The sequence below is a fragment of the uncultured Kiloniella sp. genome, assembly GCF_937128705.1.
GTDB lineage: Bacteria > Pseudomonadota > Alphaproteobacteria > Kiloniellales > Kiloniellaceae > Kiloniella.
The window spans coordinates 1-12,138 of sequence record NZ_CAKZMP010000417.1 but is presented as its reverse complement, the minus strand read 5'-3'; the positions used below and the strand labels follow the sequence as shown (position 1 = coordinate 12,138).

Here is a 12,138-nt window from a genome sequence, read left to right as displayed (position 1 = left end):
GCACTATTTTGTGCGCAGGATCTACAGAGCGTCCAATTGCCTTTGGTAATAATGATCGGCCAGGCATTATGCTTGCTGGGGCTGTTCGGGCTTATGTTAATCGTTGGGGCGCGCTTCCGGGCAAAAGAGTTGCTGTTTTCTCCAACAATGACGATGGTTGGCGTACGGCAACAGACTTGGCTGCCAAAGGTGTTGAGATTACGGCCGTCATTGATAGTCGAGATGGACAGCCACCTGTCGATGTACCAAAGGGTGCTGCTGTGGTTATGGGCGGCCGTATCGTAGATACTCAGGGAAGACATGGTGTCCGGTCAATTACGCTATCAAATGGCCAGAAAATGCCGGCGGATTGCCTTGCTGTTTCTGGCGGCTGGAGCCCGAATGTACAACTAACCTGTCATCAGCGAGGACGTCCGACTTGGCAGGAAGATATTGCTGCTTTTGTGCCCGGTGGTGAATTGCCTCAAGGAATGATGGTTGCGGGCGCTGCGGCTGGTAACTTGTCTTTGTCATCCGCTCTAGAGGATGGATATGATCTGGGTAATAAAGCTGTAAAAGACCTTGGCTTTAAACCAACGAAAGAAATTGCTGCCAAATCAGAAGAAGAGACTGTTGGAATATCAGCTTATTGGCATGTGAAAGAGAGCAAGGCGCGGGCTTGGCTAGATCTACAGAATGACGTGACGGTAAAAGACGTCAAACTATCGCATCAGGAAGGTTTCCGTTCTGTTGAGCATTTGAAACGCTATACAACGCTTGGCATGGCAACGGATCAGGGGAAAACAGCCAATATTCCTGCTTTGGCGGTTATGGCGGAATGTACGGGGAAAACAATCCCTGAAACCGGAACGACAATTTTCCGCCCACCATATACGCCTGTGGCAATTGGTGCCCTTGCTGGACGGGCCAGAGGAAAAGATTTCCGGCCTTCAAGGTTAACACCAAGCCATAGCTGGGCTGAAGAGCAGGGGGCCGTCTTTGTTGAAGCTGGGATGTGGTACCGCGCGCAATGGTTCCCGAAACCAGGTGAAACACATTGGCGACAGTCGGTTGATCGCGAAGTCACGCAGACCAGATCCTCTGTCGGTGTTTGCGATGTCACCACGCTTGGAAAAATTGACATTCAGGGCAAAGACGCTGCTGAGTTCCTGAACAAAGTTTACGCCAATGCCTTTGCCAAACTACCTGTGGGCAAGGTGCGCTATGGTATTATGTTACGTGAAGACGGCATCATGATGGATGATGGAACATCAGCGCGTTTTGCCGAAAATCACTTTGTTATGACAACAACAACAGCCAATGCTGTCGGTGTATTCAGGCATATGGAGTTTTGTCGCCAGTGCCTGTGGCCTGAAATGGATGTGCACCTGATTTCAAGCACTGAACAGTATGCGCAGTTTGCTGTGGCAGGACCGAATGCTCGGAGGCTCTTACAGAAAATTGTTGATCGTGAGCACGATATTTCTAACGATGCTTTTCCCTTTATGGCTTGTGGTGAAATCACGGTTTGCGGCGGTATTCCTGCACGGCTTTTCAGAATATCTTTCTCTGGCGAATTGGCTTACGAAATAGCTGTTCCGACCCGTTATGGAGATTCTTTGGTACGTACTTTGATGGCGGCGGGTGAAGAGTTTGATGTAACCCCCTATGGCACAGAGGCTCTTGGTGTTATGCGGATTGAAAAAGGTCATGCAGCAGGGAATGAACTTAACGGTCAAACAACGGCACAGGATCTCGGCATGGGGCGTATGGTTTCCAAAAGAAAAGATTGTATCGGTAATACGCTTTCTGAACGTGAAAGCTTAAACCAAAAAGATGGTTTAAGCCTTGTTGGCTTTCGTCCTGTTAATCCAGGTGATGAACTTAAAGCCGGTGCACATTTTATCGCGAAAGGTAAGGCAGTGAATATGGCTAACGATGAGGGCTGGATGTCATCTGTTGCCTATTCTCCGAACCTGGGACATTCCATCGGCCTTGGATTTATAAAACAAGGACGCGAACGCATGGGAGAAGTGGTTCGCGCTGCTGATCCTCTTCGCGGAGGCGAAATCGAGGTTGAGATTGTTTCTGCACACTTTATTGATCCAGAGGGAGAACGCCTCCGTGCCTGAATATACACTTACTGCCAATACACCTTTGGATGGATTTAGCCAGGATTTCGTGGGCGTTTCTATCAAAGAAGTTAATGATCGAGCTATTGTATCGATTGCTGTTCCCAAAGACGGTGAAAAGGAACTCGTGGATGCCCTGGCAAGTTCTTATCAAATTGAGTTGCCAAAAACAGGGCTGTTATCTGCTTCATCTCGGGATAATGCTGTTCTCTTCAGCATGGCACAGGATCAATATTTTTTTATATTTGATTATGAAGGTAACGCGGCCGCTTCAACTGTACGTAACGATCTTGGTGAAGCGGTTTATCTGACGGATCAATCGGATAGTTACGTTATGATACGGTTGTCAGGAATTAACAGCCGACGTTTGCTCTCGCGTATTTGCCCTGTTGATATTCATCCATCAGTCTTTCCTGTTGGTTCTGTCGCCAGAACGATCATGGAGCATTTGGGGGCAACAATTATACATGAAGGTGAAGATAGTTTTCTTTTGTTATCTGCCCGTTCTTCAGCACATTCGTTTCTTGAATCAATTGAAATGTCGGCTGTAAATATTGAGCCTATTAGCTAGATATTTTTTCCAGACAACGCACTTCTTTATGGGTAACCCAGTCTGAAACCAGCTGATCAAACGCTAGGAAGTGATCAGACTTTAGGTGTACATCAAATGAAGCGGCATTTGTATAACACTCATAAAGGAAGAACTTGTGTGGCTCTTCTGGTGCTTGGCAGACATCAAAATGCGTGCAGCCTTCTTCCTTTTCCAGAGAAGTATGTGCTTGTCTCAGCATCGCTTCGTTAAATTGTTTGATAAATTCTTGCTTAATCTCGAAATCTACGATGATCACATACATAATTATTTACTCTCACTAGAGACGAAAGCCTTGGCACTACCGTACCCTTTATTAAATTTTTCCAGTGCTTCATCCATTTGATTTTTATCCAAAATAGTTGGACCACCGGCAATGAGCGTTCGCCAATAAACATCACAGAGCGTTTCGACTTCCATTGCCATGGATAAAGCTTGTTTTAGGTTGCTGCCCAGAGCGATTTGTCCATGATTTGCAAGCAAACAAGCTTTACGGTCCTTGAGTGCTTCTACTGCGACAATTGAAAGCTCCTTCGTCGCAAAAGTTTGGTAGGGGGCGCAACGGATGGTATCCCCGCCAGCAAGACCGATCATATAATGGAATGGCGGTATTTCCCTTTGCATGCAAGCAATCGTCATGACAGCTTTGCCATGGGTATGGACAATGGCATTTGCATCTGGTCTATCATTGAAAATATCTTCATGAAAACGCCATTCACTCGATGGTTTTCGTAAGCCGTTTGGACTTTCGTAGGTTCCATTGAAACGTTTTAGGACGATGTCTTCTGGCGTAATATCTTCATAGGCCATGCCAGAGGGGGTAATCAGAAAACCTTCCGGTACTCTTGCTGCTGCATTCCCAGACGTTCCCTGGTTGATACCCATTCTATTCATTTGCAGGACAGTTTGGATTAAATCCTGACGCAGTTCCAAAAATTGCATTAAAAATAACCTTGTTATGATATTTCGTATTGCTTCAGTTGATTCAGTGCTTTTATGAAAAAGTCTTCTGTTCCAAAGTTTCCGGATTTTAGGGCCAATGCTATTGTTTTTTTATCAACAGTTGTCGTGGTCCAAGGAACACCCGGATCAATTTGTGGACCAATAGACATTGTTTTGACATCCAAAGCATTTATCACAGCCCCTGATGTTTCGCCGCCAGCAACGACAAAACGGCATGCTCCGAGCGCATGAAGTTGTTGCGCTATCTCACCTATTACGGCTTCGACGCGAGAACCGACGTCCACTTGATTCTGGTTGCTTTGTATTTGTTTAACAACAGCAGGATCTGCCGAAGAATATAGCAATACAGGTGTGTCAGCTTTTATGCGGTCAGCTGCCCATGTGACGGCTTTTTCTACGACGGCCTCGTTATTTAGTATTTCAACGGCATCCAAACAGAAACTGGGTAAGTGGTTTTGTGCATAGTTTACTTGGCTGCGCGTAGCTTCTGAACAACTGCCGGACAGAATGACACTGGGACCTTTGGGGGCTGAAAATAATTGCTCTTCTCTTCTTGAGCTAAGCAAACCCTGTTCTTGAAAATTTAGGGGCAACCCTTGCGCAACAGCTGACCCACCTGTGACAAGCTTCATATTTTTACAAGCTTTACCAATAGATCTGAGATGATTGTCATTTAATGCATCTGTGATGTGAATGGTTCTAGGACCAGTATCTTTTTCGGCAATTGTTTGTGAAATAACCTCGTGACCCATTTCTATCTCTTCAAAATAGAGATTTGAAATGTTTGCTGATGATTGGGTCGAAAGAATGCGGTTAAGATTGGCATCTTTCATTGGCGTTAAAGGATGATTGCGCAGAGATGATTCTGAAAGCAATCCATCGTTTACAAACAAATATCCCCGATAAACGGTTCTTTTGTTTTCTGGAAAGGCTGGGCAGGCGATTGTACTGGAACACCCAAGATGCGACATCAACGCATCTGTTACTGGACCGATATTTCCCTTGTCTGTTGAATCAAATGTAGAACAGTATTTAAAGAAGATTTGTTTCGCACCAAGAGATTGCAACCATTTGCAAGAGTTTATGGTCATTGAAATTGCTTCTTGGGCATCATTCGTTCTTGATTTCAGGGCAACAACCACTGCTTCGGCATCTGGGGCAGGGGTATCAGCATTTGGTTCCCCTACAACTTGTACTGTTTTCATACCTTCACGAACCAAAATCATGGCAAGGTCGGTGGCGCCGGTCAGATCGTCTGCGATGCAGCCTAAAATGATACTCATAACTTTTCTCGTCTATTTCTGCTGGATACGTTTGATGATTTCTTTGGTTACAGCTTTTGTTCCCATATCACCGCCAAATTCCATTGGACGAATAGCATTATCTTTAAAACCTTGATAAACAGCCTGTTCAATAACTTTTGCTGCATTTTCCACAGATAGAACGCCAGACTTATCTGCCAGATAATCAAGCATTAAAGCACCGCTTAAAATCGCTGCTAGCGGGTTCGCTTTATCCTGCCCCATTATATCTGGCGCACTTCCGTGTGCTGGTTGGAAAAGTCCGTGGTTATCGCCAATCTCTCCGCATGATGCCATGCCCATACCGCCGACGAGCCCGCCAGCGAGATCTGAAAGAATATCGCCAAACATGTTTTCCATCACCAGAACGTCAAAATCCCAAGGTCGTCTGATAAAATCCAAAGCCTGTGCATCAACATAGTTATATGTTGCTTGAATGTTTTTGAAGTTTGATTTTCTTTCATCAAAAATCTGTCGGAAGAAAGCCATTGACTTAAAAACATTGGCTTTATCAACACAGGTGACTTGTCCTTTACCCCCCCGTTCTTTTCTTTTTTGTGCTAACTTGAAGGCAAAATCATGTAATTTTTCAGTGGTTTTGCGTGTTATACGGACAATATCCTGTACTTCGTTGTCTGTTTGTACTGGGCATCGGTTATGTACTGCAGCTGAATAGAAAAGACCTTCGGTGGATTCTCTTAAAATAATCATATCGATATCGGCTGCTTTGGGGTCAGCAAGGCGCTGTGGGGCATTCGGATATGCCTTGATGGGGCGTACACCTGCATAAAGCTGAAAGCGATCTCTTAAGCGTAAATGGGGCGATATTTCTGTACCATCGTCATAACGGATTGAAGGAAGACCAATAGCACCAAGGAAAATAGCATCAGCTTTTCCCGCAGCTTCTTCGCCACCTGTTTCAATATCACTACCTGTTTCTTTGTAGTATCCAGCGCCTGCTGAAATGTAATTATACTCAAGGCTAAAACCTTCGACTCTTTGTTGTGCAGCATTAATGATGGCGAGTGTTGCTTCGGTTACATCAACCCCAATTCCGTCACCTTTAATTGTAGCAATTTGAAAAGACGGTTTACTCATTTTTTTGTCCTGTTTGGTTTTTATCTCTTCCTGAAAATTGTTAAGAAGAGTGAATTTCGTGCGGTTGTTTTGAAGGAAGTTAATTTATTAGTTGAAGTCTTTTAAAAAATAAATTTCGCCTAATGAAGTAAAATAATTCATACAAAACAAACCTTTAGTGTTGATTTGGCATTTGTTGTTGGTTTGTATTAGATAGATAGTTTTAGTATGTGTCAATGTATACATTAAAAAATACATTGACACATACTTTTAATAATTTATCGTGATCCGGGTTAGAGGTTGCTGTTGATGTTCGTATTTTGGAACCATTCAAAGCAGTAACTCGAATTGAATTTAAAAACGGTAAAACATGCCGTTAGCTGGGGAGGCTTAAAATGTTAAAAAAAATATCAAAAATAACGACGGGAACACTTACCGCGGTCACGTTGTTAGGTACATCTATGATGACAACTGGTGATGCGTATGCTGAAAAAGTTCTTCGTTTTAGTCACACGGATAATCCTGGAGGATCCCGACAGGCTGCAGCAGAAGTGTTTGCGGAAAAAGTCGGCGAATATACTGAAGGGCGTTATAAAGTAAGAATTTACCCATCTGGTCAGCTTGCGAATGATCCAAAGGCTATTGAACAATTACAGTTGGGTGGTGTTGATTTTACGGTATCCGCAACAGGAAGCTATGCTACACATCAACCAAGCTTGAATCTAACGGCGATGCCTTTCCTTGTTGATACATATGAACAGGGATGGGAGTTTTATGATAATTCTGCCTGGATGAAATCTGAGTTTGCAAAGTTACCAGAAAAGGGTTTCCGCGTACTTTCTACTTGGGAAGCTGGCTTTAGAAGCTTTACAACAAGTGATCCCCTTGCATCGCCAAAAGATGCAGAGGGCAAGAAAATGCGTGTTTATCCTAATGATATGATTCGGTGGACAATGGAAGCGATTGGCTTCCAAACTGTTGTGATGCCAATCACTGATGTTTATCTTTCTATTCAACAAGGGGTTGTTAATGGACAGGAAAACCCAGTAGATACAATTAAATCGCTACGCTTTTATGAAGTAGCACCAAACATTACACTTACTCGCCACGTTTATAGTCCTTTACCACTAACAGTATCAGAGCAGACATGGCAGAGCTTCTCTCCTGAAGATCAAGCTGCTGTTCAGAAAGCTGCGATTGATGCGTCGGCATTCAGCCGTAAACTGGTTCGCGATTCCGTAAATGGTCAAATTGAAGAAATGAAAAAAGCTGGTGCAACAGTAAGTGTTCCGGAGATTGGCCCCTTCCGTGATGCCGTACAATCTGTGTATGAAAAAGCCAAAGGCATTTATGGCGATGCAGTTGAAAAGGTTCTAGCCGATACTGCTGAAATTCGTAAAAAACTCCCAGCAAATTAAGTTTCAAGTTATTGAAGTGCCTTTTCTTTTGAGGAGGCACTTCTTTTTTATTCAGATTGGGAGCCCGTATTGTGGATTACCGAAGTCGATATCCCGCTTTGTTAAGATATCTAAGCCAATCGATAGATATTTTTCTTGTTTGTGGCGGTGTGATTGTTCTCTTACTTATATTTTCCAACGCAGTTTTACGCGGAGCTGCAGGCTTTGACTTGGCTTGGTCGCTTGAGATCACAGCGTTTTTGTTATTATGGCTGACTTTCTTGGGCTGTGCAGCAGCAACAGCACGTGGAGCGCATATGCGTGTTACAGAAATAGTTGAAAACTTAGTACCTTTAAGGCTGCAATCAGTTCTACAAATTCTGATCAATTTGGTTATCACTGTTATACTCGTAACGGTGCTTTATAACGGAAGTAACATTGCCTTACATACCTGGGCTCAAAAGACGACTGTTCTATATTGGCCCGTAGGGCTTTTGTACGCATCTTTGCCAATTGGCATGCTCTTTACTCTGATTTTTCATCTGTATAATTGCCTAGTGGACGTACAGAATATTTCTAAAAATATTGATGGCGGGATTTCGAAATCCGATGACCATAGCTGGGAGGATTTCGAATGATATTACTCTTTATTTGCGCCGTATTCCTTTTTACGATTGTGATTGGCATACCACTTGTCTGGGCTATTCTTATTACTGCTATATTACCCATTTTTGTCTTTGATTTAGGATATCCGTTACAGGCTGTTTATCTCAATTTTATTGGGGGAGTTGAGCCAAACCATTTCATTGCAATACCATTGTTCATTTTTGCAGGTGAATTAATGGGCAGAGGCGGCGTTGGCCAACGCATTATTGATTTTGCAAAAGAAGCTTTTGGCTTCTTACCTGGCGGTCTTGGTTTTGTCGTTGTCGGTGCGTCGATGCTTTTTGGCGGTATTTCGGGATCAGCAATTGCAGATTCTGCTGCCATTGGTTCCGTCATGATTCCAAATATGGCTAAGCAAGGTTATAGCAAAGCATTTGCTGGTGGTCTGGTTGCCGCAGCAGGAACGATTGGTATTATTATACCGCCATCCATCCCAATGCTTATTTATGGCTTTGTGGGGAATGTTTCAGTCGCTGATTTGTTTTTGGCGGGTGTTGTTCCCGGGCTGATTTTTGGCCTTCTGTTTATGGCTGTTTGTTATTATATCGGCAAAAAAACCAACTGTGATCCTGGGGGGCAAAGAACATCGGCTAAAGCCCTTTGGCGGTCTTTTGTTCGGTCAGCGCCGGCATTATTTATGCCTGTTTTGATATTAGGGGGCATTTTTGGTGGTCTAGTTACGCCTACTGAAGCTGCTGCTGTTGCCGTGGTATATGGTTTTTTCGTAACTGTCGTTCTCTACAGGGACTTCAGTATCAAGGAAATGCCTAAGCTAATCATTGATTCCTTTATAACCAGTGCCATTGTTATGGTTGTAATCGGTGCTACAACAGTACTGGGGTGGTTGATTACACTTGAACAACTTCCTCAAATGCTTGCACAGTTTATCAATAGCGTTTCGGAAAACCCGTTTACCTTCTTGTTGTTGGTTAATGTTGTTTTACTGATGCTTGGTTTGGTTCTGGATCCGCTACCTGCAATCCTGCTGACAGCACCGTTGTTTATTCCTACGGCAATGAACTTTGGTGTAGATCCTGTACATCTTGGCGTCATAATGACGTGTAATGTTGCTGTTGGACTGTTTACGCCGCCAGTTGGTGCAACACTTTATGTCGCATCACGGATATCAGGCGTAGGGGTTCTTTCTATCGCAAGGGCTATGGCACCACTGTATTTAGCTGCTATATCGGCTTTGTTACTCGTGACTTACGTTCCTGCAATATCGATGACAATGGTCGAGTTATTCAGATAGATTCCTCACGCTATGGTATGATGAGCCTGGATTAAAAAGATAAATTCAGGCTCATTCTTAATAATGAGTATTTAAGGTATGAGTACGATGATAAGTCTTGATAATATTGAGAAAGTTGGCACAGGCCTAAACAGACCAGAATGCGTCCTGAGTACATCAAACGGACGTTTATATACGGCTGATTGGCGCGGCGGCGTCGGGATAACAGAAGCCGATGGTTCTCAATGGTATTTGTTACCGAATGATAAATCCTTAAACCTAAAACCGAATGGTATATGCCTGATGCCGGATGGTTCTGTTCTGGTCGCTCATTTAGGGGATACGGATGGAGGGGTCTATCGAATAGCCCAAGATGGTACAACAACCCCGTTTTGTCTGGAAGTTGATGGCGAACCTCTACCGCCGAGTAATTATGTACATCTGGATGAAAAGGGACGTGTATGGATAACGATTAGCACACGAAAAATGCCTAGAAGCGAAGGTTATAAACCTGATGTTTGTGATGGGTTTGTTGTGCTGGTGGATACATCATCAGAAGATGTACCGCCCAGAATAGTTGCCGATAATCTTGGTTATACGAACGAATGTTTGGTTAGTCCTGACGGCAATAAACTCTATGTGAATGAAACCTTTGCACGTAAATTAGTATCTTTTGATATTGCTGAAAATGGCGATCTTTCAAATAAAACCACTGTTGCTGAATTCGGTTTGGGAACATTCCCTGATGGTATGACATTTGATACAGATGGTGGCATTTGGATTACATCTATTGTGAGTAACAGGGTTATTCGTATAGCATCAGATGGCTCTCAAACAGTGATGATCGAAGATTGTAATAATGAGCATCTAGAGTGGGTTGAGGCTGCATTCCAAGCTGGAGAAATGGGGCGTCCACATCTGGACAATGCACAAAGTAAAAAACTTAAAAATATTTCAAGTCTTGCGTTCGGTGGATCAGATTTAAAAACCGGGTACCTCGGTTGTTTATTGGATCAATCAATCTATTCGTTTGATTCGGACTATGTCGGACATGCCCCGGTGCATTGGAATTTTGACGGCCCGAACAAACCTACAATGAAAAGTGAGACTGAGTCCTGATGAAGCCGTCAAAAACGTTAAAGGTCGCAACTGTCGGTACAGGATATTTTAGCCGCTTTCAGTATTCTGCTTGGGCCAGAATTCCCGAAGTGGAAATGGTTGCTGTATGTAACCGAACAATTGAACCGGCTCAGGAATTGGCGAATAAATATCAGATTAAATCTATCTATCAGGATTTTGATCAGATGCTGGATGAAACTAAACCTGATCTGGTTGATATTATTACCCCCCCGGTAACGCACCAATCCTATGTGAAATCGTGTGTGTTGAGGGGGATTCCCGCGATTTGCCAGAAACCTTTTACAGCTTCGCTCACAGATGCAACTGATCTGGTAGCATTAATCAAAGAAAAAAAGGCAAAGGTTATCATCCATGAAAACTTCAGGTTTCAACCCTGGTACCTGAAAATCAAAGAGCTTTTAGCACAAAATATTCTAGGTGAGCTCTATCAAATTTCTTATGCGTTGCGTCCCGGAGATGGTCAAGGTCCTGATGCATATATGGAACGGCAACCTTATTTCCAACAAATGGATCGACTTTTAGTGCACGAGACAGCTGTGCATCTAATTGACGTTTTTCGTTTTCTGTTTGGAGATATGAAATCAATTTATGCTGACCTAAGACGTTTGAATCCTGTGATTAAAGGTGAGGATGCCGGGATTATTATTTTCGATTTCGTAAATGGATCACGCGGTGTTTTTGATGGCAATAGGTTGTCAGATCACAAAGCGAACAATCGACGCCTAACCATGGGAGAGTTAAGAATAGAGGGGGCGAAGGGAACACTGTTTTTAAATGGTGATGCTGTACTCTCACTTCGTCAATATGGTGAAAATACTGATAAAAAAATAGAAATCGACTCTTCTCAGAATATAAAAGAGTTTTGGGATTAAAATGTATGATGTCATAATAATTGGTTCTGGTGCAGCGGGTCTTAGTGCTGCACTAAGTGCGAAAGAAAAAAACTCTAAAACCTTAGTTATATCAAAAACTCAAGCAACACATTCACAAACTGTTCAAGCTCAAGGTGGTATCAATGCAGTTTTATATGAAGATAAAGATAGTATAGAACAACATGTAAGTGATACATACAATGCTTCTAAAGAGATATCAAGTAAAGATAATATCAACTTTATGTGTAGTAATGCTAAAGATACAATCAACTGGCTTGATGCTATTGGAGTTCCTTTTAATAGAGATAAAGAGAATAAAATCTCTCAAAGAAAATTTGGAGGAACTAAAAAAATACGTACTTGTTACTCAAGTGATTATACAGGTTTAAAAATTCTTCATACATTATTTGATCAATGTATCAAAAATAAAATTGAGTTTCTTAATGAACATGTTTTATTAGATTTAATTGTAGAAGATAAAATCTGTAAAGGTGTAGTAATTCTAGATATTTTATCTGGTGAAATAAAAGAGTTATATTCAAAAAGTATAATATTAGCTACTGGTGGATATGCAGGGTTTTCTTCGTATGGAAAAGGCTATATCGTGGCTGGAGACTCCGGAAGTTTAGGGAATGTTCAAGATGAAGTATGGGAGTATAACCCTGGCTCTAATTCATGGCTTTTAGTTGAAGAGTTTGAAGGAACTAGCCGTCGGTTTGTAGTTGGGTTCAATATCGGGGATCGTGGTTACGTTGGCACGGGAACCAACGGAACAAATTTCAAAGATTTCT

12 protein-coding genes are annotated in these 12,138 nt (G+C 42.6%); 8 read left to right on the top strand and 4 right to left on the bottom strand.

Annotated elements, in window-relative coordinates; translation table 11 throughout:
• Together Q0241_RS21470 and Q0241_RS21465 are read left to right on the top strand one after the other, a co-directional pair.
• A partial coding sequence (locus Q0241_RS21470) for a glycine cleavage T C-terminal barrel domain-containing protein (RefSeq protein ID WP_299381164.1) occupies positions 1–2,111 on the top strand: 2,111 nt, incomplete at its 5' end.
• Entirely contained in the window at positions 2,104–2,682 is a 579-nt protein-coding gene (locus tag Q0241_RS21465) for a sarcosine oxidase subunit gamma (RefSeq protein WP_299381162.1), read from the top strand. The genes Q0241_RS21470 and Q0241_RS21465, both read left to right, overlap by 8 nt.
• Here the strand turns inward: Q0241_RS21465 and Q0241_RS21460 are convergent.
• The 4 genes from Q0241_RS21460 to Q0241_RS21445 are packed head-to-tail and all read right to left on the bottom strand — an operon-like array spanning position 2,675 to position 6,062.
• A complete protein-coding gene (locus Q0241_RS21460; protein WP_299381161.1) occupies positions 2,675–2,965 on the bottom strand; it encodes a putative quinol monooxygenase in 291 nt (96 codons plus the stop codon). The two genes, Q0241_RS21465 and Q0241_RS21460, sit on opposite strands and share 8 nt — an antisense overlap.
• 2 nt (positions 2,966–2,967) lie before the next feature.
• Positions 2,968–3,642 (bottom strand): class II aldolase/adducin family protein, encoded by a 675-nt coding sequence (locus Q0241_RS21455; RefSeq protein WP_299381159.1) that lies wholly within the window; start codon positions 3,640–3,642, stop codon positions 2,968–2,970.
• A gap of 14 nt (positions 3,643–3,656) precedes the next feature.
• Positions 3,657–4,946 carry a 3-oxo-tetronate kinase gene (gene otnK, locus Q0241_RS21450; RefSeq protein WP_299381158.1) on the bottom strand — a complete coding sequence of 430 codons (1,290 nt, stop codon included), beginning with the start codon at positions 4,944–4,946 and terminating at the stop codon, positions 3,657–3,659.
• A 12-nt stretch (positions 4,947–4,958) separates the two neighbouring features.
• A complete protein-coding gene (locus Q0241_RS21445) occupies positions 4,959–6,062 on the bottom strand; it encodes an isocitrate/isopropylmalate family dehydrogenase (protein WP_299381156.1) in 1,104 nt (367 codons plus the stop codon).
• Between the two features lie 374 nt (positions 6,063–6,436).
• Between Q0241_RS21445 and Q0241_RS21440 the strand changes: the two genes are divergently transcribed.
• From Q0241_RS21440 to Q0241_RS21415, 6 genes are all read left to right on the top strand, one after another.
• Positions 6,437–7,459: a TRAP transporter substrate-binding protein gene (locus tag Q0241_RS21440; RefSeq protein WP_299381154.1), complete on the top strand. Its 1,023-nt coding sequence runs from the start codon at positions 6,437–6,439 to the stop codon at positions 7,457–7,459.
• A gap of 71 nt (positions 7,460–7,530) precedes the next feature.
• Entirely contained in the window at positions 7,531–8,076 is a 546-nt protein-coding gene (locus Q0241_RS21435; protein WP_299381152.1) for a TRAP transporter small permease, read from the top strand.
• A complete protein-coding gene (locus Q0241_RS21430) occupies positions 8,073–9,356 on the top strand; it encodes a TRAP transporter large permease (protein WP_299381150.1) in 1,284 nt (427 codons plus the stop codon). The genes Q0241_RS21435 and Q0241_RS21430 overlap by 4 nt, the downstream gene beginning before the upstream one ends.
• 78 nt (positions 9,357–9,434) lie before the next feature.
• The gene (locus Q0241_RS21425) at positions 9,435–10,454 is read left to right on the top strand and encodes an SMP-30/gluconolactonase/LRE family protein (protein ID WP_299381148.1); all 1,020 of its coding nucleotides are present in this window, start codon (positions 9,435–9,437) and stop codon (positions 10,452–10,454) included.
• Complete coding sequence (locus Q0241_RS21420; RefSeq protein WP_299381146.1) at positions 10,454–11,347, top strand: Gfo/Idh/MocA family oxidoreductase; 894 nt, start codon at positions 10,454–10,456, stop codon at positions 11,345–11,347. Before Q0241_RS21425 ends, Q0241_RS21420 begins: the two co-directional genes overlap by 1 nt.
• Position 11,348: 1 nt before the next feature.
• On the top strand, positions 11,349–12,138 hold a 790-nt coding region (locus Q0241_RS21415; protein ID WP_299381144.1), incomplete at its 3' end, for an FAD-dependent oxidoreductase.

Coding starts and splice junctions, on each gene's coding strand:
- Q0241_RS21460 (WP_299381161.1), bottom strand. CDS start 2,965: ATGTATGTGATCATCGTAGATTTCGAGATTAAGCAAGAATTTATCAAA.
- Q0241_RS21440 (WP_299381154.1), top strand. CDS start 6,437: ATGTTAAAAAAAATATCAAAAATAACGACGGGAACACTTACCGCGGTC.
- Q0241_RS21445 (WP_299381156.1), bottom strand. CDS start 6,062: ATGAGTAAACCGTCTTTTCAAATTGCTACAATTAAAGGTGACGGAATT.
- Q0241_RS21430 (WP_299381150.1), top strand. CDS start 8,073: ATGATATTACTCTTTATTTGCGCCGTATTCCTTTTTACGATTGTGATT.
- Q0241_RS21420 (WP_299381146.1), top strand. CDS start 10,454: ATGAAGCCGTCAAAAACGTTAAAGGTCGCAACTGTCGGTACAGGATAT.
- Q0241_RS21455 (WP_299381159.1), bottom strand. CDS start 3,642: ATGCAATTTTTGGAACTGCGTCAGGATTTAATCCAAACTGTCCTGCAA.
- otnK (WP_299381158.1), bottom strand. CDS start 4,946: ATGAGTATCATTTTAGGCTGCATCGCAGACGATCTGACCGGCGCCACC.
- Q0241_RS21425 (WP_299381148.1), top strand. CDS start 9,435: ATGAGTACGATGATAAGTCTTGATAATATTGAGAAAGTTGGCACAGGC.